We start from the raw sequence: 25748 nt of genomic DNA, 5'->3' as shown, positions 1-25748 counted from the left end.
GGTGGCTCGCAATGACGATAGGGTTTGAATATCAGCTATCAGCCCTGCGCTCGATCGCACAACGCCTGGGCTTCGGCCACATCCAGGGTGCCTTCGTAGATGGCCCGCCCGGTGATGGCGCCGATGATGCCGGGGGCGCGGGCGTCCAGCAGGCTCTGGATATCACCCAGATTGTGGATGCCGCCGGAGGCGATGACCGGAATGCTGGTGGCATTGGCCAGCGCAGCGGTGGCTTCCACATTGCAGCCCTGCATCATGCCGTCCTTGGCGATGTCGGTATAGACGATCGCGGAGACGCCATCGGCCTCGAAGCGCTTGGCCAGGTCGATCACCTGCAGCTCGCTGACCTCGGCCCAGCCGTCGGTGGCGACGAAGCCATCCTTGGCATCCAGACCAACGATCACCTTGCCGGGGAAGGCGCGGCAGGCTTCGCCGACGAATTCCGGCTGCTTCACCGCCTTGGTGCCGATGATCACGTAGCTGACCCCGGCGCGCACGTAATGCTCGATGGTTTCCAGGGAGCGGATGCCGCCACCGATCTGGATCGGCAGGTTCGGGTAGCGTTTGGCGATGGCGGTCACCACCTCGCCATTGATCGGCTTGCCTTCGAAGGCACCGTTCAGGTCAACCAGATGCAGGCGGCGGCAGCCAGCCTCGACCCACTTCGCGGCCATGGCCACCGGATCGTCGGAAAACACCGTGGCGTCGTCCATCAGGCCCTGACGCAGGCGTACACAGGCGCCGTCCTTGAGGTCGATAGCGGGGATGATCAGCATCACTGTTTCCTTCAGAAAGGGAGCGGCAGGCGCATGACCTGCCGTTCGGATTTACCAGCGCCCGTCCCAGGCCAGGAAGTTCTGCAGCAGCTGCAGGCCATTGGTATGGCTTTTTTCCGGGTGAAACTGGGTGGCGAATATATTGTCCTGGGCCAGCGCGGCGGCAAAATCCACGCCATAGTGGCAACGTCCGGCCATCTGCGTGGTCTTGCCCGGGCGGGCGTAGTAGCTGTGCACGAAATAGAAGCGGGCATCCTGTTCGATGCGGTGCCACAGTGGGTGGTCGATGGTCTGCTTGACCTGATTCCAGCCCATGTGCGGTACTTTCAGGCGTTCATCCTGCTCGCGCAGTTCATCGCCGAAGAACTTCACCTCGCCGGGAAACAGGCCCAGACCCTCGACACCACCGTTTTCCTCGCTGCGCTCGAGCAGCATCTGCATGCCGACGCAGATGCCCAGTAGCGGCTTCTCCGTGACCAGCTGGCGTACCACCTGGTCCAGGCCGAGGCGGCGCAGCTCGCCGATGCAGTCGCGGATGGCACCCACGCCTGGCAGCACGACCCGATCGGCATCGAGAAGCTGCTGCGGCTCGCTGGTGACCACTACCTGGCGGGCACCGGCATGCTCCAGTGCCTTGGCAACCGAGTGCAGATTGCCCATGCCGTAGTCGATGACGGCGACTGAGCCCATTTACAGCGAACCCTTGGTCGAGGGGATGCGATCGCCCATGCGCGGGTCGATCTCCACGGCCATGCGCAGGGCGCGGCCGAAGGCCTTGAACACCGTCTCGATCTGGTGGTGGGTATTGATGCCACGCAGGTTGTCGATGTGCAGGGTGACCAGCGCATGGTTGACGAAGCCCTGGAAGAACTCCTGGAACAGGTCGACGTCGAAACGTCCCACCACCGCACGGGTGTAGGGCACATGCATCTGCAGGCCGGGGCGGCCGGAGAAATCCAGGGCCACGCGCGACAGCGCCTCGTCCATGGGCACGTAGGAGTGCCCGTAGCGGCGCAGCCCCTTCTTGTCGCCAACGGCCTTGGCAAAGGCCTGGCCCAGGGTGATACCGACGTCTTCCACGGTGTGGTGGTCGTCGATGTGCAGGTCGCCACGACACTCGATGTGCATGTCGATCAGGCCGTGCCGGGCAACCTGGTCCAGCATGTGCTCGAGGAAGGGAACGCCGATATCGAAGTGGGCCTGGCCGGTACCGTCCAGGTTGATCTCCACTTTGATCTGCGTTTCCGAGGTGTTGCGCTCGACACTTGCCTTGCGCTGCTCCATGGCAATTCTCCACAGTATTTCATTCAAGGGCGGGCATTATACGCGTACGCCATGGGGCTGGGCTATAGAAAGGGGTGCTTTGGCGACGGTTGAAGAGGTGGCAAGCCTGTCGCACAAGCTTTACTCTGAACGCATTCAGACGTCTGTCATGGGAGCTGTGATGAAAAAACTAGCCAAGATCCTCGGCCTGGTGGTGCTGGCCGTAGTCGTCCTGGGTATCGGGGTGCTGTTCTTCCTCACCCGCATGTTCGACCCGAACGATTACAAGGAGCAGATCCAGCAGGCCGCCCGGGACAAGGCCAATGTCGAGCTGACCCTGGGCGGCGATATCGGCTGGTCGCTGTTCCCCTGGCTGGGCATCGAGCTCAAGCAGGTGGGTCTGGCCCCGGTCGAGCATCCGGAAAAGCTGCTGGCCGAGGTTGGCAGCATGGGGCTTGGTGTGGAGGTGCTGCCGCTGCTGCGTAAACAGCTGCGCATGAGCGACGTGATCCTGGATGACATCCGCCTGAACCTGGAAGTCGACGAGAACGGCGTGGCCAACTGGTCGACCATCGGTCCGCAGGGAGAAGCGCAGACGTCCGGTGAGGCCGCCGGGCAGACCCGCGCCGAAGCCGAGGCCGAAGCACAGGAACATGGCCGGTTGGATGTGGCAGTGGAAAGCGTGCGCATCACCAATGCCCGGGTCGAATATGTCGACCGCCGTACGGCGCAGCAACTGGTGCTCGAGGACGTCAATCTCAGCACCGGCGCACTGTTGGAGAACCAGCCCTTCGATGTGTCCTTCCTCGGCCTGCTGATCACCGGCCAGCCGGCCATGCGCGTGCGTATCGATCTGAATACGGTGGCCAGCTTCGATATGGACAAAGAGCTGTACCGGTTGGACGGTTTCGATCTCAAGCTCGACGCCAGTGGCGACCCGTTCAACGGGCGCGCCGTCGGCATGCGGCTGCAGGGCGATAGCGTGATCGATCTGCAGCAGCAACTGGCTGAGCTGAAACAGTTGCGCCTGTCGCTGGCCGACCTGCGAGCCACCGGCGAGCTGAGTGCCAGCCAACTGGACAGTGATCTGCAACTGGCGGGCAATATCAACGTGGCCGAGTTCGATGCCCGGGCGCTGATGCATGCGCTGGGCCAGAACCTGCCGGCCATGGCCCAGGCCAATGCCCTGAGCAAGGTGGCACTGAGTGCCAGCCTGGACGGTGACAATAACAGCCTGATGCTGCGGAACCTGAAACTGCTGGTGGATGGCACCGAGCTGAGCGGCAGCATGGGCCTGGCGGATATCGAGCGTCAGGCGCTGCGGTTCGAGCTGCAGGGCACCAGCCTGAATATCGACAACTACCTGCCACCGCCGGAAGACAAGCCGGCAACCGCGGCGGCAGCGAAGGGCGGCAGCACCTCGCAGACTGCCCCCGAGCCCTGGAGCAACGAGCCGGTATTGCCGATGGAAACCCTGGCAGGACTGAATGTGATCGGCAGCCTGGACCTGCAGCAGGTGCAACTGACCGGCCAGACCATCAGTCCGTTCAAGCTGGCAGCCGAAGCGGTGGATGGCAATGTGCGGCTGCGGCAGTTCGAAGGCGGTGTGTTTGGTGGTCAATTTGCCGCCACGGCGGCGATCGGTGCCGCGCGGGTGCCCGCCACGCTGAGCCTGAACGGCAAGCTCAGTGGCATGGACTCGCTGGCGCTGCAGCGCGCCTATGAGATCCCCGAGCAATTCCGCGGCAGGCTGAATCTGGACATGGACCTCAAGACCCAGGGCAACAGCCTGCGCCATTGGATCAACGGCCTTAACGGTAATGTGCGTTTCGATGTCGCCGAGGGCGCGCTACTGGGAGTGAACCTGGAGCAGAAGCTGTGCCAGGCCATCGCCCTGGCCAATCGCGAAGCGCTGAGCACACCCCACGGTGCCGAGAACACGCCGTTCAACAAGCTGAGCGGCAGCTTCCAGATCGTCAATGGCAACGTCAACAATCGCGATCTGGTCGCCGCGCTGCCGGGGATTGCCGCCAAGGGCAATGGCGATATCAATCTGCCGGAACAGCGCCTGGATTACCGCGTCGGGCTGTTGCTCGAAGGCGACAAGAGCGACATGCCCGATCCGGCCTGCCAGGTGAACAAGCGCTATGTCGGCATCGAGTGGCCGATTCGCTGCGAGGGCTATCTGCATAACGCCGCCAAGAGCTGCGGTGTCGATACCCAGGGCGTCACGCGGATTGCCGGTCAACTGCTGCGCAACGAGGCGGAACGCAAGATCGAGGACAAGGTCGGCGAGAAGCTGGAAGAGAAACTCGGCGACCAGGCACCGGCGGTGCGTGATGCGATCAGGGGGCTGTTCAACCGGTGAGTACTGACTTTTCCTCCGCCGTACTGGCCTGGTACGACCAGTTCGGCCGCAAGGACCTGCCCTGGCAGCAGGACATGAATCCCTATCGGGTCTGGGTCTCGGAGATCATGCTGCAGCAGACCCAGGTGGCGACCGTGATTCCCTATTACCAGCGCTTCATGCAGGCGCTGCCGGATGTGTACGCGCTGGCCGCGGCCGAGCCGGATGAAGTGCTGCACCTGTGGACCGGACTGGGCTACTACAGCCGTGCGCGCAACCTGCACAAGACCGCGCAGATCGTGGTCGGTCAGCACGCCGGGGAATTTCCCGCCAGTATCGAGGGGCTGGAGGCATTGCCGGGCATCGGTCGCTCCACTGCCGGTGCCATCGCCAGCCTGAGCATGGGGCTGCGTGCGGCGATCCTGGATGGCAACGTCAAGCGGGTGCTGGCGCGCTATCACGCGGTCGATGGCTGGCCCGGCGAGAAGGCGGTGCATGATCGTCTGTGGCAGATCGCCGAGCGCTACACGCCGCAGCAGCGCTTCAATCATTACACCCAGGCGATGATGGACCTGGGCGCCACCCTGTGCACCCGTAGCAAGCCCTCATGCCTGCTGTGCCCGGTGCAGGCCGGTTGCGAGGGGCGCAGGCTGGGGCAGCCCACCCTGTACCCTAACTCCAAGCCGCGCAAGGCCCTGCCGGTGCGCCAGTGCGTGATGCCGCTGCTGGTCAATCCGGATGGGGACATCTGGCTGCAGCGCCGCCCCGACAGCGGCCTGTGGGGCGGTCTCTGGTGCCCACCGCAACTGGATGATCAGCATGCACTGACCGACCTGTTGCAGCGCCTGGGCTGGCAGACGCAGGAACAGCAGACGCTGGAGCCGCTGCGGCACACCTTCAGTCACTTCCATCTGGATATCCAGCCGCTGCTGGTGCGGGTGGTTCCGACCCCGGCCGTGGCCGAAGCCGGGCAGGTCTGGTATAACCTGCGCCAACCTTCCCGCCTGGGGCTGGCTGCGCCGGTCAGCAAACTGCTCAAGCGGGTTGAGCATATTTGTGTCGGATGAGAAAGCCTGCTCCCCCGTGGTGACGCGTTGTCACACAGAATACCGTCATTGCGAGCCTCGAAGAGGCGTGGCAATCCACGGGGCTGGTCATCCAGTGGATGACGGGTGCTCCGAGTAATGGATTGCCGCGTCGCTGCGCTTCTCGCAATGACCAGAGAAAAGATGTTTGATGAGAGGAGATTAGCCATGTCGCGCACGGTGTTATGTCGCAAATACAAGCAGGAACTGCCCGGCCTCGATCGGCCGCCTTATCCCGGCCCCAAGGGCGAAGCGATCTTCAATGACGTATCGAAGAAGGCCTGGGATGAGTGGCAGGCCCATCAGACCATGCTGATCAATGAGCGGCGCCTGAACATGATGGATGCCGAGGATCGCAAGTTCATCCAGCAGGAAATGGACAAGTTTCTGGCCGGTGAGGACTACGCCCAGGCCGAAGGTTATGTTCCGCCAGAGTCCTGATTTTGCTGGGGCGGATCCTAAGCAGCTGAAAAAAGTGAAAATATCTGCGGCCGATGCTTGACATGCTCGGCCTTGAATCGTTTAATAGCGCCCCGTTGCCCAGGTAGCTCAGTCGGTAGAGCAGGGGATTGAAAATCCCCGTGTCGGCGGTTCGATTCCGTCCCTGGGCACCATTATTCCAAGCCCGCTGGCTCATGCCCGCGGGCTTTTTTATTGGTTTGTCATCAGTGACCATACGGTCGATGCGATGCCACACCGGGCGCAGCCAGTGGCTTTGGTCGGGCCGAGGCAACGGATTCTTGGTCGAACCCAGCGGCTGTGCTAGCTTTGCCGCATGACAGCAATGCTGCAGATGAAATTGGCGACGGGCCCGGTTCCTGCGTCCGGCTCAACTGGCTGGTGCCGCTGCACCAAAATGGAATAACGACACGTGACACCCCCTGCTCTCGAAGTGCGTAACCTGCACAAGCGCTATGGAGACCTTGAGGTACTCAAGGGTGTTGATCTGGTGGCCCGCGACGGCGACGTGATCTCCATCCTCGGCTCCTCAGGTTCCGGCAAAAGCACCCTGCTGCGTTGTATCAACCTGCTGGAAAACCCGCACGCCGGCCAGATTCTGGTCGCCGGCGAGGAGATCAAGCTCAAGCCGGCTCGCGATGGCGCGCTGGTGGCGGCCGACAATGCCCAGATCAACCGCCTGCGCGCCCGGGTCGGCTTCGTCTTCCAGAGCTTCAATCTGTGGCCGCACATGAGCATCCTCGACAACATCATCGAGGCACCGCGTCGGGTACTGGGCCAGTCCAAGGTCGATGCCATCGCCGCCGCCGAGGTGTTTCTGGAAAAGGTCGGCATCGCCGACAAGCGCCACGCCTTCCCGGCGCAACTGTCCGGCGGCCAGCAGCAGCGCGCCGCGATTGCCCGGACCCTGGCGATGCAGCCGCAGGTGATCCTGTTCGATGAGCCGACCTCGGCTCTGGATCCGGAAATGGTCCACGAAGTTTTGATGGTGATCCGGGCGCTGGCCGACGAAGGACGTACTATGCTGTTGGTGACCCATGAAATGGGTTTCGCCCGTCAAGTGTCCAGTCAGGTCGTGTTTCTGCACAAAGGACAGGTAGAAGAAATCGGCACTCCGGAGCAGGTCTTCGATGACCCGCATTCCGAGCGTTGCAGGCAATTCATGTCCAGCCACAAGAAGGAGCAGTATCGATGAAAAACTACAAGGCAGTTCTGCTGGCGGCACTGGCCGCCGTCTTCCTCGGCGGTCAGGCAGTGGCAGCGGAAAAGCTGCGCATCGGCACCGAGGGCGCCTATCCCCCCTTCAACGAGATCGACAACACCGGCAAGGTAGTAGGCTTCGACCTGGATATCGCCCACGCCCTGTGCGAGAAAATGGGTGCTGAATGCAGTGTGGTCACCTCCGACTGGGACGGTATCATCCCGGCGCTGAACACTCGCCGCTTCGACTTCCTGGTCGCCTCCATGTCGATCACCGAGGAGCGCAAGCGCGCGGTTGATTTCACCAATCCCTACTACACCAACAAGCTGCAGTTCGTCGCGCCGAAGAAAAGCGACTTCAAGGTCGACAATGACTACCTGAAGCGCAAGACCATCGGCGCCCAGCGCGCCACCATCGCCGGTCAGTGGCTGGAAGAGAACCTGGGCGATGTGGTCAGCATCCGCCTGTATGACACCCAGGAGAACGCCTATCTGGACATGGCCTCCGGCCGCATCGATGGCGTGCTGGCCGACGTGTTCGTACAGTACGAATGGCTGCAGAGCGACGCCGGTGCCAACTTCGAGTTCAAGGGCGAGCCGGTATTCGATGACGACAAGATCGGCATCGCCGTACGCAAGGGCGACCCGCTGCGCGAACGGTTGAACGAGGCGCTGCAGTCCATCGTCGATGATGGCACCTACGAGAAGATCAACGCCAAATACTTCCCCTTCAGCATTTACTGATGGCCGACCGGGCCCTGCGGGGCCCGGTTTCGCTGCTCAACAGACCTGACGCTCATGCTCGATTTGCACGGATTTGGTCCAGCCCTGCTTGAAGGGACCTGGATGACCATACGTTTGTCCCTGGCTTCGGTGGCCCTGGGATTACTGCTGGGGCTGCTTGGCGCCAGTGCCAAGATCTCCGGCAGTACCACCCTGCGCGGCATGGGTGGCTTCTACACCTCGGTGGTGCGCGGCGTACCCGAAACCCTCTGGGTACTGATGGCCTACTATGGCACCACCTCGCTGATGAACTGGATCGGCAGTCATTTCGGCAATCCCTACCTGACCCTCAGCCCCTTCGCCGCCGGCACCATCGCCCTGGGCCTGTGCTTCGGTGCCTACGCCACCGAGGTGTTCCGTGGCGCGCTGCTGTCGTTGTCACCGGGGCAGCGTGAGGCCGGGCTGGCACTGGGCATGTCGCGCCTGCGCATCTTCTGGCGCATCACCCTGCCGCAGCTGTGGCGTGTGGCCCTGCCGGGACTGGGCAACCTGTACCTGATCATGCTCAAGGACACCGCGCTGGTATCGCTGATCTCGCTGGAAGAGATCATGCGCAAGGCGCAGGTGGCGGCCAACGCCACCAAGGAGCCCTTCACCTTCTACTTCATGGCGGCGCTCATCTACCTGGGCCTGACCGTGATCATCATGGGAGCGCTGCACTGGTTCGAGTATCGGGCCAACCGGGGCTACACGAGGACTGAACTGTGACCTGGGCCGAACGTTGGGAAATGATCGTGCGCTGGGCGCCGATGCTGTGGGACGGCACCCTGGTGACGCTGCAACTGGTGGGCATCGCCGTGGTGGTCGGGCTGTTCTTCGCCATTCCGCTGGGGTTGGGCAGGGCATCCAGGCACTGGTACATCCGCGCGCTGCCATACAGCTACATCTTCTTCTTCCGCGGTACGCCACTGTTGCTGCAGCTGTTCCTGGTGTACTACGGCCTGTCGCAATTCGAAGTAGTGCGTGACAGCGTGTTGTGGCCCTACCTGCGCGAGCCGTACTGGTGCGCGCTGATCACCATGACCCTGCATACCGCTGCCTATATCGCCGAGATCCTGCGCGGGGCGATCCAGGCGGTGCCGCCGGGCGAGGTGGAAGCGGCCCGGGCGCTGGGCATGTCCCGGCGCCAGGCGTTGCAGCACATCATCCTGCCACGGGCCATCCGTATCGGCATGCCGGCCTACGGCAATGAAGTGATCCTCATGCTCAAGGCCAGCGCCGTGGTGTACACCGTTACCCTACTGGACATCATGGGTGTGGTACGTACGCTGAACGCACGCACCTACCAGTACGAGATGTTCTTCCTCATCGCCGGCCTGATCTACCTGGTCATCACCCTGGTGTTCACCCAGCTGTTCAAGCTGGTCGAGCGCTGGCTGAAAGTGGATGCCAGCCGCAACCGCTGAAGCAGGCACCGATTACGCTGCCCGCTTCAGCCAGCTGGACGCCTGGTTGCATCAGCACCAGGCGCTCTGGCGCGCCAAACCCTTCACCACCCCGCAATTGCCCTGGGAAGCCGACTGGCCCGAGCTGGCCACCTGGCTGCGCGGGCGCACGCTGGAGCAGGCTGAGGCCGCGCATAACCAACCACAGTTACTGGACGCCCCCGAGCCCTTCGCCAGCCTGGCGCGGCGCTCCATTGAGTTGACGGAGCTGCCCCAGTGGCATGATGCTGACTCTTTCAGCGTGCCAGGGCGCCCCCTGGGGTTGTCGAGCGCCTGCTCGACGACAAGCAAGAGCCATGTAGTAGAGCTGCTCAGCCGGCACATTCCCGGGCGCAAATGGCAGCAGATCACCCGCTTTGCAGCCTGTGTCCGCCTGGGATGGCAAGAACCCACGCAACACTGGCTGGACTGGTGCGCCGGCAAGGGTCACCTGGGACGATTGCTGGCATGGCAGGGCGGTCAGCCGTTGACCTGCCTGGAGCGGGACGCGGCACTCAATCGCCAGGGGGCCGAACTGGGCCGCCAACTGGGTGTAGCCAGCCAGCACCTGGACGCTGATGTGCTGGAGGCATACGCCTGGCAGCAGCTGCAGCCCGAACACAGCATCGTCGCCCTGCACGCCTGTGGACAATTGCACATGACGCTGCTGCAGCAGGCCGTCGCCCAGGGCTGTGCCCAGTTGGCGGTTTCGCCCTGCTGCTACAACCGTATCGACAGCGCCGAGTATCGGCCGCTGTCATCCATCGCCCGGGCCGGGCAATTGCGCCTGACCCGCGATGATCTTGGCTTGCCACTGCAGGAAAGCATTACCGCTGGCCAGCGCGTGCGTCGCCTGCGCGACCAGTCCATGGCCTGGCGGCTGGCTTTCGATATCTGGCAGCGACAGGCGCGGGGCATCGACCGCTACCTGCCGACCCCGTCGCGCCCGCAAAGCGCATTGGGGCAGGGGATCGCCCATTTCTGCCGGGACCTGGCTGCACATCATCAATTGCAACTGCGGGAACCGGACAGCTGGGAACAGCTGGAAGAGCAGGGCTGGCAACGGCTGGCGCAGGTACGCAACCTGGAACTGCTGCCCGGCCTGTTCCGCCGCCCGCTGGAAGTCTGGCTGCTGCTGGATCGTGCGCTCTACCTCGAACAGATGGGATATCAGGTACGCCTGGGTCAGTTCTGTGAATATCAGCTCACGCCGCGCAATCTGCTGCTGGTGGCTGAAAGATGCAGTGCACAGACCGCCCCCACGCTGTGAACGGCTTGCACACAGAGTTATCCACAGAACTCGTTACTTCACAGTTATCCCCGACTGTTGTGCATAACTATGTTGATGAGCGCTTGGTAACCGGTCGTGAGCCTTGTGCCACGTGGCCTGCAGATATCAGTACAAAAAATGTACAGGGTGGATAATGTTGATTAAACAAGGGGTTATGTGGTCAATGTCAAGTGAAGCTCGAGAAGTAATGCACAAGTGAGGTGGCGTGGAAAAGAGGGGGAAAGCAGGACAATTTTGCCGCTACCCACCCTGCAATGCTTTACAGATTGCACCGACTCTATATAATGCAAACCCGCGCCGGTATAGCTCAGCTGGTAGAGCAACTGACTTGTAATCAGTAGGTCCCGAGTTCGACTCTTGGTGCCGGCACCATACAGATAAAGGCCCGCAGAAATGCGGGCCTTTTTCGTTTTTGGGTTTCAGCCCCAGGTTGGGTCCAGCTTTGTGAAGGGTCTGCAGGTCTTTCAGGGCGTCCTTGTGGGAAAGCGTAGGCCAGCTCCAGGCTGCGCTTGCCCTCGCGACCAGCGAAGGCAAGTGCTCAAACCGCGCTATGCGCGGCGAGGTTGCAGTATTGTCCTTTGAAATACAGCAAGGGCTGCGTAGCAGCAGCTTCTTGCAGGTTTAGCGCTTTCACTTCACCAATCACGATCAGGTGATCACCTGCGGCGTGTTCGGCGTGAATTTCGCAATCAAGCCAGTGCAGGCTGCCGGCAATGATCGGATTACCCAGCGGCGATGCCTGCCATTCGACTCCGTGCCATTTGTCCGTGCCTTGCCGAGCGAACTGGTTGGAAATCTTGACCTGCTCATCTGACAGGATATTGACTCCGAATCGACCTGCCTGGCGAATTTTGGGATAGCTGTACGAGCTGGACTTAACGCTGAATGACACCAGCGGCGGACTCATCGACACGCTATAGAACGACTGGCAAGTGAAGCCAATCGGCTCGCCATCAAGATGCGATGTAATCACCGTGATGCCGGATGCGTAGTGCCCGAGCGCTTCGCGAAAGCTCAATGGCTCGATAGCAGTACTGGAAAGTGACATGGTAGGTCCTGAATATTGGGTGCAGCTCGAAAGTGTCAAGGAGGGCCTGAAGCAGGCCGGTAATTTTGGCTGACTACTGCCCAATCCCCTCCGTACACCACTTCCGACTTTAGCTCAGCACTGGTTCGAGAGTTCTCTTCGGACGATTTCTGCGCCTGCACTCAAAGCAGCTAGCTTGCCTCTCGCTACTCGACGAGGTAAGGGGGCCATGCCACAGTTGGTACAAGGATAGAGCTTGTCGGCATCTACAAACTGAAGTGCTTTTCGTAGGGTATTGGCGACCTCTTCTGGTGTTTCAATCGCATGGTTTGCCACGTCAATGGCCCCTACCATCACTTTCTTACCCCGAATGAGTTCAATCAGATCCATTGGAACATGAGAGTTGTGACATTCCAGCGAGATTATATCGATACTGGATTTCTGCAGCTTGGGAAAAGCTTCTTCATATTGTCGCCACTCGGATCCCAGCGTCTTTTTCCAATCTGTATTGGCTTTGATGCCATAGCCATAGCAAATATGTACAGCAGTTTCACATTTAAGACCTTCAATTGCCTTTTCCAGGGTGGCAACCCCCCAGTCATTCACCTCATCAAAGAAGACATTGAATGCGGGCTCATCAAATTGGATGATATCAACCCCGGCGGCTTCCAATTCCCTGGCTTCTTGATTGAGGATTTTGGCGAATTCCCACGCCAGTTTTTCGCGGCTTTTATAGTGGCTGTCATACAGCGTGTCGATCATGGTCATGGGACCTGGCAGGGCCCATTTTATGGGCTGCCTGGTCTGCTGACGTAAAAACTTGGCATCCTCAACAAAAACCGGCTTTTGACGAGTAACAGCACCCACGACCGTCGGTACGCTCGCATCATAGCGATCACGAATTCTAACGGTCTCACGTTTCTCAAAATCAACGCCGCTGAGGTGCTCGATAAACGTGGTGACAAAATGTTGGCGTGTCTGCTCGCCATCACTGACAATATCAATACCTGCCTGCTGTTGCTCTTGCAGTGACAAACGTAAGGCATCCTGTTTGCCCTCGACTAATTCCTCATCCTGCAATTTCCAGGGTGACCACAGTGTCTCCGGTTGTGCCAGCCAGGAGGGTTTAGGTAGGCTGCCAGCAGTTGAAGTGGGTAACAATTTTTTCATGATAGATGATCTTGTGTCTTGATGAGTCAAAGGGCGTAATTGGCGGACCACTGCTCGAGAATAGCCTGGTATGGTTTGATAAAGTGCTCCTCGACAAACCTTCCCTGCTCGATAGCCAGCCGGCTACGTTCTTCTCGATCATAAACAATGCGGGTTAATGAATAATCCTGGTGCCTCAAACTGGGTTGATAGGATTTTCCTGCTGCAGAATTCGCATTGTAGATTTCAGGTCGGTAAATCTTCTGGAAGGTGTCCATCGTGCTGATGGTGCTGATAAGCTCAAGATTAGTGTAGTCACCAAGCAGGTCACCAGAAAAATAAAAAGCCAAAGGCGCAACACTATTCGGAGGCATGAAATAGCGAACCTTCAATCCCATTTTCTTGAAATATTCATCAGTTAAGGAATATTCGTCTTGCTGGTATTCAAAACCCAATACAGGATGCTGGTTTTCAGTCCGGTGGTAGGTCTTGCTGCTTGAAACACTCAGGCATATAACAGGTGGCTTGTTAAAGTGGGTTTTGTAGGTGTTTGAGTTGATGAAGCACTTGAATAGCTTTCCATGCAGGTCTCCAAAGTTATCTGGAGTGCTGAACTCAGGCTGATTCCTGTTGTGTTCCAGCAATAGTACGCTGAAGTCGTAATCTCGCACGTAAGAAGAGAAGTTGTTCCCTGTAATGCCCTCAATGCGTTCGTTAGTCTTTCGGTCAACAATGTTCGTTTTCAATACTTCAATCAGGGGGAGGGCGTTATTGCTGCTTTCAGCATCAACATTCATCTCGACGGAAATGATTTCAAGTTCGACAGTATAACGATCGCCTTTGGGGTTATCCCAATGCGCCAGGGCATTGAAACGATTGTCAATCATCTTCAAGGTGTTGCGCAAGTTCTCCTGACGGCTCTTTCCTCTGGCCAGGTTGGCAAAATTGGTTGTGGTGCGCGTATTGTCTGATGGATGATAGTTTTCATCGAAACAGATGCTATTGATGGTGAATGTAAACTCGTTGCTCATTATTACCTGGAACCCTGATTGTCTGAGATGAAATATGAGTTTATTTCTTGTTTTTTAATTTTTGTCTGGATTTCTGCTCAGTAGTATTGATAGTGTCTGTAATTAACAGGCATTTTATGCTGGGCCATTGATTGAGTGATAATGAATTGATTTCATTGCGTCTTTAGCCATATTCATGATGTGGTGTACGGCAGGTTGCAGAAGTCCCTGCTCCAGCATTTCGGACTCTTGGGTGCCGGCACTATATGAAAAAAAAGGCCCGCAGAAATGCGGGCCTTTTTTGTTTGCGATGTGCGCACGAACAAGCGGCGGGCGATACGGAGCTTGTGTCTACCTCCTCGCCCGACATATGTTTCTACAGTCTGAAGCGACTCACCATCATCTGCAGCTGATTGCCCAGGCGCGCCAGCTCTACGCTGGATGCTGCGGTTTCATTGCTGGCCGCTGCCGTCTGCTCGGACACATCCCGCACATTCAGCACGCTGCGGCTGATTTCCTCGGCCACCGCGCTCTGTTGCTCGGCGGCGGCGGCAATCTGCTGGTTCATCGACTGGATGGTCGAAACGGTGCGGGTGATGCTGGCCAGGGAGCCTCCAGCCTTGCGGGTCAGCTCCACGCTGCTGTCGGTCAGCTCGCGGCTGCTCAGCATGATGGTCGCGACCTGCTTGGTACCGCTCTGCAACCCGGCCACCAGCCCCTCGATCTCTTCGGTGGATTTCTGCGTGCGCTGTGCAAGACCGCGTACTTCGTCTGCGACCACGGCAAAGCCACGTCCCGCTTCTCCGGCGCGTGCCGCTTCGATCGCCGCATTCAGCGCCAGCAGGTTGGTCTGCTCTGCCACGGCCCGGATCACTCCCATGACGCTGCCGATCTTGTCGCTCTCGCCCTGCAGCACGGTCATCGCTTCCGTCGAGCGGATAACCTCGGATGCCAGCCGCTCTATCTGCGCAACGACCTCAGCCACGACCTTGTCGCCCGCGCGCGCTTCGTTGTCCGCTTCAGTAGCGGCGACCGCCGCTTGCTCGGCGTTACGGGCAACATCATGCACGGTGGTAGACATTTCATGCATGGCGGTGGCGACCTGGTCGGTCTCGATTTTCTGGTTGTTCACTCCGGCGCTGGTCTGCTCGGTTACCGCCGATAGTTCTTCGGCAGCACTGCTGATCTGGGTCACGCCATCGCGGATTCCGCCAATCAGCTCCCGCAGCGTCAGGCCCATCTGCAGAATGCCTTGCTGCAGCACCCCCAGTTCGTCGCGGCGAGTGACCGGTTCCCTCGGCGTCAGGTCGCCCGAGGCAATGCGCTCGACCTCGGCCAGGGTATCGCGCAGCGGACGGGTGATCTGGCGGGTGATCAGCCAGGCAGCCAGGATACCCAGCACCAGGGCGAGCAGGGTGCTGATGATAAGGCGGGTGCGCGCCTCGCCGCTTTCGATGTCCAGCCGCTCCAGCTGATACTGGTACAGGGTGTCACTGATACGGACGATGTCGCCCTGTACATCGGTCATTTCCTGGCGAGCCAGGGCAATTGCTTCTGTCGCGCTGCGAAAGCTCTGGATGGCTGTGCGGTACTGGGCAAGCGCCGTTTCGATCGCCTGCAGGTCGCTGCCATTGCCGGCCGCGAGGATACCCCGGTGCCGGGACAGGGCGGCCAGGGCTGCATCCAGCTGGACGAGCATCGCCTCGCCATTCTCTGCGGTGCTGTTGGCGTTGTAGACGCTGTACAGATACTGCACCTGCTTCAGCTCCTCGCGAATCTGCGCAATACCCTGCAGTTGGGCGAAACGTGAATCCTCGTACTCTGCAAGCCCGGCGACCCGGGCCTGGATCGCTGCGGTACGCTCTTCCAGCGTTGCCACCACAGCGTCGACCGATAGGTGGGCGGCGTTCACCTGGACATACGCGTTGCGCATCTTGCCCAGCGACCGCTGGTACTCGTCGTTGAACTGACTCTGCTCCGTGAGCATGGCCACGTTGACCGGGTTGGTGAAGGTGCCCAGCAGCTTCGCCTGCTGGGCAAGATAGATGGCGAGATTCTTTTCAAGACGCTCACTGGAAACCTCATCACCATTGGCCAGCATGAATTGCAGCCGGGCAATACGCAGCCCGGTCAGGGTGTCATTCAGGTTGGCGATCTCGGTCATGAAGCCGCTGCGTTGAATGACGCTGCCGAGACTACCCCAGCCGTTCCAGGCCAGGACCAGCGTGAGTAGCAGTACCGAGCCAAAACCCAGGCCCAGTTTCCTGTTGATAGTTATGTTTTCGAACCAGCTTTTCATTAAAAACTTCCATTCAAGATTAATTCTGGACCTTCTCGATTTGCTGAATGAATTGTTTTTATTATGGCCAGTGGCCTCATGTCGGCGGCGGCCTGCAGAACTTTAGTGGATGACGGAAAATAGACGTCATAATTTCGACGCGGCAGTGAAAATCGAGGCGCTGAGCCGAATACCGGCAATACTGAATCCATCGAGTGTCTGTCGACATGACTAATTAACGGAGAGCTCCCATGGACCCATTCATGCACGCAACCATCGAAGAAGCCCGTGCCAGCCTGGCCGAAGGCGGCATCCCCATCGGCTCGGTGCTGGTGCACAACGGCCAGATCCTCGGGCGCGGGCACAACCGTCGTGTGCAGCGGGGCAGCGCTATCTTGCATGGCGAGATGGATGCGCTGGAGAATGCCGGCCGGCAGCCTGCGGCGGTCTATGCCAACGCGGTGCTGTATACCACGCTGTCGCCCTGTGCCATGTGTACCGGGGCAATTCTGCTGTATGGCATTCCGCGGGTGGTGATTGGTGAGAACCAGACATTCATGGGTGAGGAAGAACTGCTGCGATCGCGGGGCGTGCAGGTCGAGGTATTGCAGGATGCCGAGTGCATTGCGCTGATGCGGGAATTCATAGCCAGCAACCCGGGCCTCTGGAATGAGGATATCGGGGAGCAGCCGTCGGGAGCCTGACCGCCCTCGCTGTCAGGCATCCTTTACCGCTTCGCCCTGCTGTCGGGTTTTCGCCAGCGCGGTATTGCAACGTTCCTCCGCGATGTCCAGTTCCAGCTTCATCTGTTCGATATCGAGCAGTTGTTGCTCAAGCTGTTCCCGGCGCTCGGCGATCATGCCAAGCATGATGTTCAGCTGCTTTTCATTGCCCGCCTTGGGGTCGTACAGCTCAATGAGTGTCTTGCATTCAGCCAGGGAAAAGCCGATGCGCTTGCCGCGCAGGATCAGCTTGAGCGCGACCAGATCCTTGGGGGCATAGATTCGCTCCTGACCACGGCGGGTGGGGGACAGCATGCCCTGTTCTTCATAGAAGCGGATGGTGCGGGTGGTGATATCCAACGCATTGGCCAGGTCGGAGATGCTATAGGTTTTTTTAGACATGGTTCTTCCAATAAACATATGACGCCCGGTGTGGTGGCCGGATAGGGGAGCGCCCGTGGCGAATCAGCCGGGGCGCAGTATACACCTTCACCACTATCGGCTCCGAGCCGGCGCTATTGCAGAACCGGGCAGCCGGTGGCCTGCTGAACGTCCCGAAGGTGACGCCTTGGTTCAGTGCTATCAACTGCTGCTCAGAGCCCTGGCCACGCGGGAGCCATTGCTCCGCCCGAGCAACTGACTGATGCGCTGGCCGGCAGCAATCAGCATATCCAGGTCTATGCCGGTCGTTATCCCCAGGCCGTTGAGCATGTACACCACATCCTCGCTGGCCACATTGCCGCTGGCCCCGGCGGCGTAGGGGCAGCCGCCCAATCCGGCTACCGAACTGTCGAATACCGCAACGCCCTCCAGCAGGCTGGCGTAGATATTGGCCAGGGCTTGGCCATAGGTATCGTGGTAGTGGCCGGCGAGCCGCTCGCGGGGGACATGCTGGCTGACCGTCTCGATCAGTTGCCGGGTACGTCCCGGCGTACCGGTGCCGATGGTGTCGCCCAGGGAAATCTCGTAGCAGCCCATGGCATGCAGTTCCCGCGCGACCGTGGCGACCTCGGTGGCCTTGACCTCACCCTGATAGGGACAGCCCAGCACGCAGGACACATAGCCGCGTACGCGGATGTTCCGCGTCTGCGCCGCTTCCAGTACCGGGGCGAAGCGCGCCAGGCTCTCGCTGATGGAGCAGTTGATATTCTTCTGCGAGAAGGCCTCCGAGGCGGCAGCGAATACCGCCACCTCCTCGACGCCAGCGGCCAGCGCCGCTTCCAGTCCTTGCAGATTGGGTGTCAGGGCCGCATAGGTGACGCCGGATTTGCGGCTGATCCGGGCGAAGACCTCGGCCGAGCCGGCCATCTGCGGCACCCATCTGGGCGAGACGAAGCTGCCGGCCTCGATGTAGCCGAGGCCGGCGGCGGTGAGCTCATCCACCAGGCGTACCTTGTCGTCGACACTGATCGGCTGCTGCTCGTTCTGCAGGCCGTCACGTGGGCCGACCTCTACCAGGCGTACTTGCCGGGGCAGCTCCTGCTGGGTGGCTGGCATCATGCTTCCTCCATTTCCAGCAGCACCGCACCTTCGCTGACCATCTCGCCCTCGCTGCAGAACAGGCTCTTGACCGTGCCGGGCTGAGGCGCGCGGATGCTGTGCTCCATCTTCATGGCTTCGAGCACCACCAGGGTGGTACCGGCTGCCACCTGCTGGCCGACCTCGACCAGTATCTGGACGATGCTGCCATTCATCGGGGCGGTCATGCCGCCGGCCTGTTGATGGCTGGCGTCGACCTCGGCGATCGGGTCGAACCGGGTCACCGCATGCCACTCGCCACGCCACTGCAGATACAGGGTGTCCTGCTTGCGGATGCAGCGTGGTGGGCGGCCAGTGTCGGCCGGTGGCTGATGGTCGATGCTCAGCCGCCGCTGCTGATCCTGGCAGCGCAGGTGCAGGGTGCTGTGCGCCGGCAGGCCCAGGCGCAGGCCGTTGCTGCTGGACCAGGGGGACGACGGATCATCGGCGCGCCGGCGCGCCGGACTGGTGTCGACGAACAGCTCGCCGGCCTGCTGCCAGAAAGCCTCGGGCAGTTCACTGGGCGGTGGCAGCAGCTCGGCCTCATGGCGCGGAATGAATCCGGTATCCAGTTCGGCTGCGGCAAACGCCGGGTGGCCCAGCACCCGGCGCAGGAACGCCAGGTTGGTGCGTACCCCGCCAATGGCGGTTTCATCGAGCATCGCCAGCAGGCGCAGGCGTGCTTCTTCACGGTTCTCGCCCCAGGCAATCAGCTTACCGAGCATGGGGTCGTAGAAGGGCGAGACGCTGTCGCCCTCGGCCACACCGCTGTCGGTGCGGCGACCGGGCCCGGCGGCAGCTTCGCGGTACAGCTCCAGCGTGCCGGTGGCCGGCAGAAAATCATTATCCGGGTCTTCGGCGTACAGGCGCACCTCGATGGCATGGCCATTGAGCGGCACCTGCTGCTGGGTCAAGGGCAGCGGCTCGCCGCGGGCCACGCGGATCTGCCAGGCGACCAGGTCCAGGCCGGTGATGGCCTCGGTGACCGGGTGTTCCACCTGCAGCCGGGTGTTCATTTCCATGAAGAAGAATTCGCCGCGCTCATCCAGCAGAAACTCGACGGTGCCGGCACCGACATAGCCGATGGCCTGGGCCGCCTTGACGGCTGCCTCACCCATGGCTTTGCGCAGCGCTGCGGTCAGACCGGGGGCCGGGGCCTCTTCCACCACCTTCTGGTGGCGGCGCTGGATCGAGCAGTCGCGCTCATTGAGATACAGGCAGTTGCCATGCTGGTCAGCAAACACCTGGATCTCCACATGGCGCGGCTTGAGCACATACTTTTCCACCAGCATGCGCGGGTCGCCGAAGGCCGATTGCGACTCGCGCTGGGCCGAGGCCAGCGCTTCGGCCAGTTCGGCCTCATGCTCGACCACCTTCATGCCCTTGCCGCCACCGCCGGCGGTGGCCTTGAGCAGCACCGGATAGCCGATCCGCGCCGCAGCGGTGCGGAAGGTCTCCAGGTCCTGGGCCTCGCCGTGGTAGCCCGGCACCAGCGGTACCCCAGCCTGCTCCATCAGCGCCTTGGCGGCGGACTTGCTGCCCATGGCCTCGATCGCCGATGCCGGCGGGCCGAGGAAGATCAGGCCAGCCTGTTCGATGGCACGCGCGAACTCGGCATTCTCGGCCAGAAAGCCGTAGCCGGGGTGGATGGCCTGGGCGCCGGAGAGGTGGGCAGCCTCGATCAGTAGGTCGATCCGCAGATAGCTTTCCGCCGGCTTGGCACCGCCGAGGTTGATGCGCACGTCGGCTTCCCGGGCATGGCGGGCCTGCTGGTCCGCCTCGCTATGTACGGCCACGGTGGTCAGGCCCATGGCCTTGGCGCTGCGCATGATGCGACAGGCGATCTCGCCGCGGTTGGCCACCAGCAGGGTATCCATGGGGTGGTTCATATGCTGCTCTCCTGCCAGTTGGGACGGCGCTTTTCCAGAAAGGCCCGCAGGCCCTCCTGGGCTTCGGGGGTAACCCGCAGGTTGGCGATCAATTGCTCGGTGTACTGGCGCAATTGCGCATCCAGCGGACGGCTGCCGACTTCCGCCAGCAGCTGCTTGCAGGTCTGGAGCGCCGCCGGGCTGTTCAGCATCAGCGTGGTGACCCACTCCTCGGCGGCGTTCTGCAACTCACCGGCCGGATAGCATTCGGACAGCAGACCCAGCTCCCGGGCCCGCTCGCCGCTGAAACGCTCAGCGGTCAGGGCGTAGCGCTGGGTGGCGCGGTGGCCCATGGCCCTGGCCACATAGGGGCTGATCACCGCTGGCACCAGGCCGATGCGTACCTCGGACAGGCAGAATTGCGCGTCTTCGGCGCCTATGGCCATGTCGCAGCAGGCAATCAGCCCCAGGGCGCCACCGAAGGCCGCGCCCTGGACCACGGCCAGGGTCGGTTGCGGCAACTGCTGCAGGCGCTGCATCAGCTCGGCCAGCTCACCGGCGTCCCGCAAATTGGCCTGGTAGTCGAGCGCGGCACTCTGTTGCATCCAGGCCAGATCAGCGCCGGCGGAAAAGTGCCGGCCGCGGCCGCGCAGTACCAGCAGGCGCACCTGGTCGTCGCTGCTGACCTGGGCCAGCGCCCGGTTCAATTCGGCAATCACCTCGGCATTGAAGGCATTGTTCTTGTCCGCCCGGTTGAGCCACAGCGTGGCGACCCCACGGGTGTCCCGCTCCAGTTCTATAGTGTGAAAATCAGTCATGGTGGTTCTCCCGGTCACATGCGGAACACGCCGAAGCGGGTCGGCTCGATGGGCGCATTGAGCGTGGCCGACAGGGCCAGGGCCAGCACCTCACGGGTCTGGGCCGGGTCGATGACACCGTCATCCCACAGGCGGGCACTGGAGTAATAGGGATGACCCTGGCGCTCGTACTGTTCCAGGATCGGCTGGCGGATGGCGGCTACCTCATCGGCGTCGAGCGACTGGCCATGGCGCTGCGCCTGCTCCTGCTTGACCTGCGCCAGCACCCCGGCGGCCTGTTCGCCACCCATGACGCCAATCCGGGCGTTGGGCCACATCCACAGGAAACGTGGGTCATAGGAGCGGCCGCACATGCCATAGTTGCCGGCACCGAAGCTGCCGCCGATGATCACCGTGAGCTTGGGCACCTGGGCGCAGGCCACCGCGGTGACCAGCTTGGCGCCATGCTTGGCGATGCCTTCGGACTCGTATTTCTGGCCGACCATGAAGCCGGTGATGTTCTGCAGAAACAGCAGGGGGATGCCGCGCTGGCAGGCCAGCTCGATGAAATGCGCACCCTTCTGCGCCGCCTCGGAGAACAGGATGCCGTTGTTGGCCAGGATCGCGATCGGATAACCGTGCAGATGGGCGAAGCCGCACACCAGGGTAGTGCCGTACAGCGCCTTGAACTCATCGAATTCGCTGCCGTCCACCAGCCGGGCGATCACTTCCCGTACGTCATAGGGTTGTTTCGACTGGGCCGGGATCACTCCATACAATTCGCTGGCCGGGTACAGCGGTGCCCGCGTTTCGCGGGTCTGCAGCTGGCCCAGTTTGCGCCAGTTGAGATTGGCCACGCAGCGCCGGGCCAGGGCCAGGGCATGCTCGTCATTCTCGGCATAGTGATCGGCGACCCCGGAGGTGCGGCAATGCACGTCGGCACCGCCCAGATCCTCGGCGCTGACCACCTCGCCGGTGGCGGCCTTCACCAGCGGCGGTCCGGCCAGGAAGATGGTGGCCTGATTGCGCACCATGATGGTCTCATCGGCCATGGCCGGCACATAGGCGCCACCCGCGGTGCAGGAACCCATCACCACGGCAATCTGGGGAATGCCCATGGAGCTCATGCTCGCCTGGTTGAAGAAGATCCGCCCGAAATGCTCGCGATCGGGAAACACCTCATCCTGGCGCGGCAGGTTGGCACCGCCGGAGTCCACCAGATAGATGCACGGCAGGCGGTTCTGCTGGGCGATGGTCTGCGCCCGTACGTGTTTCTTGACCGTCAGTGGGTAATAGGAGCCACCTTTCACCGTGGCGTCGTTGGCAATGATCATGCACTCGACGCTTTCCACACGGCCGATCCCGGCCACGATGCCGGCGGCAGCCACGTCCTCGCCATAGACGTCGTGGGCTGCGAGGGCGGACAGTTCGAGAAACGCCGAGCCAGGGTCGAGCAGCATGTCGATACGCTCGCGTACGGGCAGCTTGCCCCGGGATACATGGCGCTGCAGCGCCACCTCGCCACCGCCCCGGGACACCTGGTCAAGCAGGGCACGCAGGTTATTCACCAGCGCCTGCATGGCCGTGCTGTTGGCGCCGAACTCTGCCGAGCGCGGGTTGATCTGTGTGTGCAGAATGGTCATCTAACTACTCCGTAGCCTATGCCGCCGGTACCGCCGGTCGTGGCGCTCACCTGGTTTCGTTGAACAGCTCGCGGCCAATCAGCATGCGCCGGATTTCGCTGGTGCCGGCGCCGATCTCGTAGAGCTTGGCATCGCGCAGCAGGCGTCCGGTGGGGAATTCGTTGATATAGCCGTTGCCACCGAGAATCTGGATCGCCTGAAGGGCCATCTGGGTGGCTCTTTCGGCGGTGTAGAGAATCACCCCGGCAGCATCCTTGCGGGTGGTCTCGCCACGATCGCAGGCCTGGGCCACGGCATAGAGATAGGCACGGCTGGCGTTGAGCTCGGTATACATGTCGGCGACCTTGCCCTGGATGAACTGGAACTCGCCGATGCTCTGACCGAACTGCTGGCGGTCATGAATGTAGGGCACCACCACATCCAGACAGGCCTGCATGATCCCGGTGGGACCGCCGGACAGCACCACGCGCTCGTAGTCCAGGCCGCTCATCAGCACCCGGACGCCGCCGTTGTGCTGGCCGAGGACGTTCTCCTCCGGCACCTCCACATCATCGAAGAACAGCTCCCCGGTATTGGAGCCGCGCATGCCCAGCTTGTCGAACTTGCTGCCCCGGGAAAAGCCCTTCCAGTCGCGTTCGACGATGAAGGCGGTGATGCCATGCGGACCCTTTTCCGGCTCGGTCTTGGCGTAGATCACATAGGTGTCGGCATCCGGACCATTGGTGATCCAGGTCTTGCTGCCATTGAGCACATAGCGATCGCCGCGCTTCTGCGCCCGCAGCTTCATCGACACCACGTCCGAACCGGCATTGGGCTCGCTCATCGCCAGCGCGCCGATGTGCTCGCCGCTGATCAGCTTGGGCAGGTAGCGGGTCTTCTGCTCGGTATTGCCGTTGCGGTTGATCTGGTTCACGCACAGGTTGGAGTGGGCGCCATAGGACAGCGCTACCGAGGCGCTGGCTCGGCTGATCTCCTCCATGGCCACTACATGGGCCAGATAGCCGAGGCCGGCGCCGCCGAACTCCTCGGGTACCGTCACCCCCAGCAGCCCCATGTCACCGAATTTGCGCCACATATCCGCGGGAAACTGGTTGTCCTTGTCGATATCGCTGGCGCGGGGGGCGAGCTCATTGGTGACAAACGCCCGTACCTGCTCGCGCAGCATGTCGATGGTGTCGCCGAGGGCGAAATTCAGATTGGAATAATTCATGGGAAGACCTGCCTGTTTTGTATTTTTTGTGAAGCGTTATTCAGTCTAGACGGCATTCTTTTGTCGCTTGGCCCGCTGCCAGGTGCAGGCGGAATAAGTTGTCATCGGTGTACCTTTACGTTAACGTAACCCTGCGCTTGGGTGACTGTCAACTGCACGATCACCTCTGAATAGCCTCATAACAAACACAAAACTGAGGAAATTTGCGATATGAGCCTTCCAAGCTACACCCGTGGACCGCAAGACAAGCCACTGCTGCCTATGACCATAGGCATGGCCTTCGACCGCACCGTTGAGCGTTTTCCGGAACGTGAGGCGCTGGTGGTCTGCCAAGAGAACCTGCGTTACACCTGGAGCGAGCTTGCCGCGGAAGTGGACCGCTGTGCACGTGGCCTGCTGGCGCTCGGCCTGCACACGGGTGATCGCTTGGGTATCTGGTCACCGAACAATTCCCAGTGGTGCATCACTCAGCTCGCCACCGCCAGGATCGGTGTGATCCTGGTCAACATCAATCCCGCCTATCGACTCAACGAGCTGGAATACGCCTTGAAGCAGTCCGGCTGTCGCTGGCTGATCTGCGCCGATACCTTCAAGACATCCGACTACCATGCGATGCTCTATGAGCTGCTTCCCGAACTGGACGTCTCGGCCCCCGGTGAACTGCATAGCCGCAGACTGCCGGAGCTGCAGGGCATCATCACGCTGGGAGCCAGGCCGGGTGCCGGTATGCTGCAATGGCAGGCACTGCAGTCGATGGCCGACCAGATCGGCCCGGAGCAGCTGCATCAACGCGCTGCCAGCCTGCAGTTCGATGACCCGATCAATATCCAGTACACCTCCGGTACCACGGGCTTTCCCAAAGGCGCCACGCTCAGTCACTACAACATTCTCAATAACGGCTACATGGTCGGAGAAAGCCTGGGGCTGACCGAGCATGACCGCCTGGTCATTCCCGTGCCCCTGTACCATTGCTTCGGCATGGTGATGGGCAACCTGGGCTGCGTTACCCACGGCACCACCATGGTGTACCCCGGGGCCGCTTTCGAGCCGGAGGCCACGCTGCAGGCGGTAGCGGATGAGCGCGGCACCATTCTGTATGGCGTGCCGACCATGTTCATCGCCATGCTGGATCATCCCGCGCGCCGCACGCTGGATCTGAGTTCATTACGCAGCGGCATCATGGCTGGAGCCACCTGCCCGATCGAAGTCATGAAGCGAGTGATCGACGAGATGCACATGGCCGAAGTGCAGATTGCCTACGGCATGACCGAGACCAGTCCGGTGTCGGTCCAGACCGGAGCGGCGGATGATCTGGAGCGGAGGGTCACCAGCGTGGGTCGCACCCAGCCGCATCTGGAAAGCAAGATCATCAATGAGCAGGGCCAGATCGTTCCACGGGGACACATCGGCGAACTCTGTACCCGGGGCTACAGCGTGATGCTCAGCTACTGGAGCAACCCCGAAGCCACCGCGGAAGCGATCGACGACGCCGGCTGGATGCATACCGGTGACCTGGCGCAGATGGATGAGCAGGGCTACGTGAAAATCGTCGGGCGCAACAAGGACATGATCATCCGTGGTGGAGAGAACCTCTATCCCCGTGAGATAGAAGAGTTCCTGTTCACCCACCCGGCGGTGGCCGATGCGCAGGTGATTGGGGTGCCGGATACCCGCTTCGGCGAGGAGATCGTGGCCTGGGTCAAGCTGCATCCAGGCCACGACATCGAGCCGGAGGCCCTGCGCGAGTTCTGCCAGGGCCGCATCGCCCATTTCAAGATCCCTCGCCATATCAAGCTGGTCGAGGATTTCCCCATGACGGTGACCGGCAAGGTGCAGAAGTTCCGCATGCGCGAGATCAGCATGGCGGAACTGGGCCTGGATGCGCAGCAGGATTGAGG

At 61.1% G+C, this 25748-nt stretch carries 23 protein-coding genes, 2 tRNA genes and 1 pseudogene; 12 read left to right on the top strand and 14 right to left on the bottom strand.

Translation table 11 applies throughout. The annotated features are described in order from the left end of the window. Positions 1-38: 38 nt before the first annotated feature. Genes hisA through hisB form a run of 3 tightly spaced genes read right to left on the bottom strand, consistent with a single transcriptional unit; the run spans position 39 to position 2060 of the window. A complete protein-coding gene (gene hisA / locus CQ007_RS11475) occupies positions 39-776 on the bottom strand; it encodes a 1-(5-phosphoribosyl)-5-[(5-phosphoribosylamino)methylideneamino]imidazole-4-carboxamide isomerase (RefSeq protein WP_105645960.1) in 738 nt (245 codons plus the stop codon). A gap of 51 nt (positions 777-827) precedes the next feature. Next, positions 828-1466 (bottom strand): imidazole glycerol phosphate synthase subunit HisH, encoded by a 639-nt coding sequence (gene hisH, locus CQ007_RS11470; protein ID WP_105645959.1) that lies wholly within the window; start codon positions 1464-1466, stop codon positions 828-830. Then, entirely contained in the window at positions 1467-2060 is a 594-nt protein-coding gene (hisB, locus tag CQ007_RS11465; RefSeq protein ID WP_105645958.1) for an imidazoleglycerol-phosphate dehydratase HisB, read from the bottom strand. Between the two features lie 160 nt (positions 2061-2220). Between hisB and CQ007_RS11460 the strand changes: the two genes are divergently transcribed. From CQ007_RS11460 to CQ007_RS11415, 10 genes are all read left to right on the top strand, one after another. Continuing rightward, a complete protein-coding gene (locus CQ007_RS11460; RefSeq protein ID WP_158256759.1) occupies positions 2221-4407 on the top strand; it encodes an AsmA family protein in 2187 nt (728 codons plus the stop codon). Further along, on the top strand, positions 4404-5453 hold the full coding sequence (gene mutY / locus CQ007_RS11455; RefSeq protein WP_105645956.1) for an A/G-specific adenine glycosylase: 1050 nt from the start codon (positions 4404-4406) through the stop codon (positions 5451-5453). The genes CQ007_RS11460 and mutY overlap by 4 nt, the downstream gene beginning before the upstream one ends. A gap of 186 nt (positions 5454-5639) precedes the next feature. Continuing rightward, entirely contained in the window at positions 5640-5912 is a 273-nt protein-coding gene (locus CQ007_RS11450; protein ID WP_105645955.1) for an oxidative damage protection protein, read from the top strand. Positions 5913-6009: 97 nt separating this feature from the next. Further along, positions 6010-6085 (top strand) — tRNA-Phe (locus CQ007_RS11445). A 257-nt stretch (positions 6086-6342) separates the two neighbouring features. Beyond that, positions 6343-7125, top strand: coding sequence for an ABC transporter ATP-binding protein (locus CQ007_RS11440; protein ID WP_105645954.1), 783 nt, complete (start codon positions 6343-6345; stop codon positions 7123-7125). Next, positions 7122-7874 (top strand): ABC transporter substrate-binding protein, encoded by a 753-nt coding sequence (locus tag CQ007_RS11435; RefSeq protein ID WP_105645953.1) that lies wholly within the window; start codon positions 7122-7124, stop codon positions 7872-7874. The genes CQ007_RS11440 and CQ007_RS11435 overlap by 4 nt, the downstream gene beginning before the upstream one ends. A gap of 54 nt (positions 7875-7928) precedes the next feature. Further along, on the top strand, positions 7929-8621 hold the full coding sequence (locus CQ007_RS11430; RefSeq protein ID WP_105645952.1) for an ABC transporter permease: 693 nt from the start codon (positions 7929-7931) through the stop codon (positions 8619-8621). 20 nt (positions 8622-8641) lie between these two features. Next, the gene (locus tag CQ007_RS11425; protein WP_105646047.1) at positions 8642-9319 is read left to right on the top strand and encodes an ABC transporter permease; all 678 of its coding nucleotides are present in this window, start codon (positions 8642-8644) and stop codon (positions 9317-9319) included. Further along, a complete protein-coding gene (locus CQ007_RS11420; protein WP_105645951.1) occupies positions 9300-10607 on the top strand; it encodes a methyltransferase in 1308 nt (435 codons plus the stop codon). The genes CQ007_RS11425 and CQ007_RS11420 overlap by 20 nt, the downstream gene beginning before the upstream one ends. 317 nt (positions 10608-10924) lie before the next feature. Continuing rightward, positions 10925-11000 (top strand) — tRNA-Thr (locus tag CQ007_RS11415). A gap of 166 nt (positions 11001-11166) precedes the next feature. On the opposite strand, the gene CQ007_RS11410 is transcribed toward CQ007_RS11415, so the two are convergent. From CQ007_RS11410 to CQ007_RS19410, 5 genes and pseudogenes are all read right to left on the bottom strand, one after another. Continuing rightward, positions 11167-11676, bottom strand: a complete 510-nt coding sequence (locus CQ007_RS11410; protein ID WP_105645950.1) for a flavin reductase family protein — start codon at positions 11674-11676, stop codon at positions 11167-11169. A 114-nt stretch (positions 11677-11790) separates the two neighbouring features. Further along, entirely contained in the window at positions 11791-12825 is a 1035-nt protein-coding gene (locus CQ007_RS11405) for a methionine synthase (RefSeq protein WP_105645949.1), read from the bottom strand. A 26-nt stretch (positions 12826-12851) separates the two neighbouring features. Next, positions 12852-13835: a DUF1852 domain-containing protein gene (locus CQ007_RS11400; RefSeq protein ID WP_105645948.1), complete on the bottom strand. Its 984-nt coding sequence runs from the start codon at positions 13833-13835 to the stop codon at positions 12852-12854. 355 nt (positions 13836-14190) lie between these two features. Continuing rightward, positions 14191-15054 (bottom strand): methyl-accepting chemotaxis protein, encoded by an 864-nt coding sequence (locus tag CQ007_RS19415; RefSeq protein WP_371919827.1) that lies wholly within the window; start codon positions 15052-15054, stop codon positions 14191-14193. Next, positions 15049-15978, bottom strand: a pseudogene (locus CQ007_RS19410) (methyl-accepting chemotaxis protein); the annotation flags it as partial. The pseudogene CQ007_RS19410 and the gene CQ007_RS19415, both read right to left, overlap by 6 nt. Before the next feature lie 365 nt (positions 15979-16343). Between CQ007_RS19410 and CQ007_RS11390 the strand changes: the two are divergent. Further along, positions 16344-16796, top strand: a complete 453-nt coding sequence (locus tag CQ007_RS11390; RefSeq protein ID WP_105645946.1) for a nucleoside deaminase — start codon at positions 16344-16346, stop codon at positions 16794-16796. Between the two features lie 12 nt (positions 16797-16808). On the opposite strand, the gene CQ007_RS11385 is transcribed toward CQ007_RS11390, so the two are convergent. The 6 genes from CQ007_RS11385 to CQ007_RS11360 form a co-directional block, all read right to left on the bottom strand. Then, positions 16809-17216: a MerR family DNA-binding transcriptional regulator gene (locus tag CQ007_RS11385; RefSeq protein WP_105645945.1), complete on the bottom strand. Its 408-nt coding sequence runs from the start codon at positions 17214-17216 to the stop codon at positions 16809-16811. Positions 17217-17396: 180 nt separating this feature from the next. Beyond that, the gene (locus CQ007_RS11380) at positions 17397-18311 is read right to left on the bottom strand and encodes a hydroxymethylglutaryl-CoA lyase (RefSeq protein ID WP_105646046.1); all 915 of its coding nucleotides are present in this window, start codon (positions 18309-18311) and stop codon (positions 17397-17399) included. Continuing rightward, complete coding sequence (locus CQ007_RS11375; protein WP_105645944.1) at positions 18311-20221, bottom strand: acetyl/propionyl/methylcrotonyl-CoA carboxylase subunit alpha; 1911 nt, start codon at positions 20219-20221, stop codon at positions 18311-18313. Before CQ007_RS11375 ends, CQ007_RS11380 begins: the two co-directional genes overlap by 1 nt. Beyond that, positions 20218-21018, bottom strand: coding sequence for a gamma-carboxygeranoyl-CoA hydratase (locus tag CQ007_RS11370; RefSeq protein ID WP_105645943.1), 801 nt, complete (start codon positions 21016-21018; stop codon positions 20218-20220). The genes CQ007_RS11375 and CQ007_RS11370 overlap by 4 nt, the downstream gene beginning before the upstream one ends. A 14-nt stretch (positions 21019-21032) precedes the next feature. Further along, positions 21033-22640, bottom strand: a complete 1608-nt coding sequence (locus CQ007_RS11365; protein WP_105645942.1) for a carboxyl transferase domain-containing protein — start codon at positions 22638-22640, stop codon at positions 21033-21035. Positions 22641-22686: 46 nt separating this feature from the next. Beyond that, on the bottom strand, positions 22687-23850 hold the full coding sequence (locus CQ007_RS11360; RefSeq protein ID WP_105645941.1) for an isovaleryl-CoA dehydrogenase: 1164 nt from the start codon (positions 23848-23850) through the stop codon (positions 22687-22689). A 210-nt stretch (positions 23851-24060) separates the two neighbouring features. Between CQ007_RS11360 and CQ007_RS11355 the strand changes: the two genes are divergently transcribed. After that, positions 24061-25746 (top strand): AMP-binding protein, encoded by a 1686-nt coding sequence (locus tag CQ007_RS11355; RefSeq protein WP_105645940.1) that lies wholly within the window; start codon positions 24061-24063, stop codon positions 25744-25746. Positions 25747-25748: the final 2 nt, after the last annotated feature.

This window comes from Pseudomonas sp. MYb185 (genome assembly GCF_002979975.1).
Classification (GTDB): Bacteria; Pseudomonadota; Gammaproteobacteria; order Pseudomonadales; family Pseudomonadaceae; genus Halopseudomonas.
This window is presented reverse-complemented; position numbering and strand designations above follow the sequence as displayed.

Excerpts from the sequence above, each read along its gene's own strand:
- CQ007_RS11355 (WP_105645940.1), top strand. The coding sequence starts at position 24,061 with ATGAGCCTTCCAAGCTACACCCGTGGACCGCAAGACAAGCCACTGCTG.
- CQ007_RS11420 (WP_105645951.1), top strand. The coding sequence starts at position 9,300 with ATGCCAGCCGCAACCGCTGAAGCAGGCACCGATTACGCTGCCCGCTTC.
- CQ007_RS11385 (WP_105645945.1), bottom strand. The coding sequence starts at position 17,216 with ATGTCTAAAAAAACCTATAGCATCTCCGACCTGGCCAATGCGTTGGAT.
- CQ007_RS11410 (WP_105645950.1), bottom strand. The coding sequence starts at position 11,676 with ATGTCACTTTCCAGTACTGCTATCGAGCCATTGAGCTTTCGCGAAGCG.
- CQ007_RS19415 (WP_371919827.1), bottom strand. The coding sequence starts at position 15,054 with ATGGGCCTGACGCTGCGGGAGCTGATTGGCGGAATCCGCGATGGCGTG.
- CQ007_RS11435 (WP_105645953.1), top strand. The coding sequence starts at position 7,122 with ATGAAAAACTACAAGGCAGTTCTGCTGGCGGCACTGGCCGCCGTCTTC.
- CQ007_RS11430 (WP_105645952.1), top strand. The coding sequence starts at position 7,929 with ATGCTCGATTTGCACGGATTTGGTCCAGCCCTGCTTGAAGGGACCTGG.
- CQ007_RS11405 (WP_105645949.1), bottom strand. The coding sequence starts at position 12,825 with ATGAAAAAATTGTTACCCACTTCAACTGCTGGCAGCCTACCTAAACCC.
- hisA (WP_105645960.1), bottom strand. The coding sequence starts at position 776 with ATGCTGATCATCCCCGCTATCGACCTCAAGGACGGCGCCTGTGTACGC.
- hisH (WP_105645959.1), bottom strand. The coding sequence starts at position 1,466 with ATGGGCTCAGTCGCCGTCATCGACTACGGCATGGGCAATCTGCACTCG.
- CQ007_RS11390 (WP_105645946.1), top strand. The coding sequence starts at position 16,344 with ATGGACCCATTCATGCACGCAACCATCGAAGAAGCCCGTGCCAGCCTG.
- CQ007_RS11380 (WP_105646046.1), bottom strand. The coding sequence starts at position 18,311 with ATGCCAGCCACCCAGCAGGAGCTGCCCCGGCAAGTACGCCTGGTAGAG.
- CQ007_RS11375 (WP_105645944.1), bottom strand. The coding sequence starts at position 20,221 with ATGAACCACCCCATGGATACCCTGCTGGTGGCCAACCGCGGCGAGATC.
- hisB (WP_105645958.1), bottom strand. The coding sequence starts at position 2,060 with ATGGAGCAGCGCAAGGCAAGTGTCGAGCGCAACACCTCGGAAACGCAG.
- CQ007_RS11450 (WP_105645955.1), top strand. The coding sequence starts at position 5,640 with ATGTCGCGCACGGTGTTATGTCGCAAATACAAGCAGGAACTGCCCGGC.
- CQ007_RS11460 (WP_158256759.1), top strand. The coding sequence starts at position 2,221 with ATGAAAAAACTAGCCAAGATCCTCGGCCTGGTGGTGCTGGCCGTAGTC.
- CQ007_RS11425 (WP_105646047.1), top strand. The coding sequence starts at position 8,642 with ATGATCGTGCGCTGGGCGCCGATGCTGTGGGACGGCACCCTGGTGACG.
- CQ007_RS11370 (WP_105645943.1), bottom strand. The coding sequence starts at position 21,018 with ATGACTGATTTTCACACTATAGAACTGGAGCGGGACACCCGTGGGGTC.
- CQ007_RS11400 (WP_105645948.1), bottom strand. The coding sequence starts at position 13,835 with ATGAGCAACGAGTTTACATTCACCATCAATAGCATCTGTTTCGATGAA.
- CQ007_RS11360 (WP_105645941.1), bottom strand. The coding sequence starts at position 23,850 with ATGAATTATTCCAATCTGAATTTCGCCCTCGGCGACACCATCGACATG.
- CQ007_RS11365 (WP_105645942.1), bottom strand. The coding sequence starts at position 22,640 with ATGACCATTCTGCACACACAGATCAACCCGCGCTCGGCAGAGTTCGGC.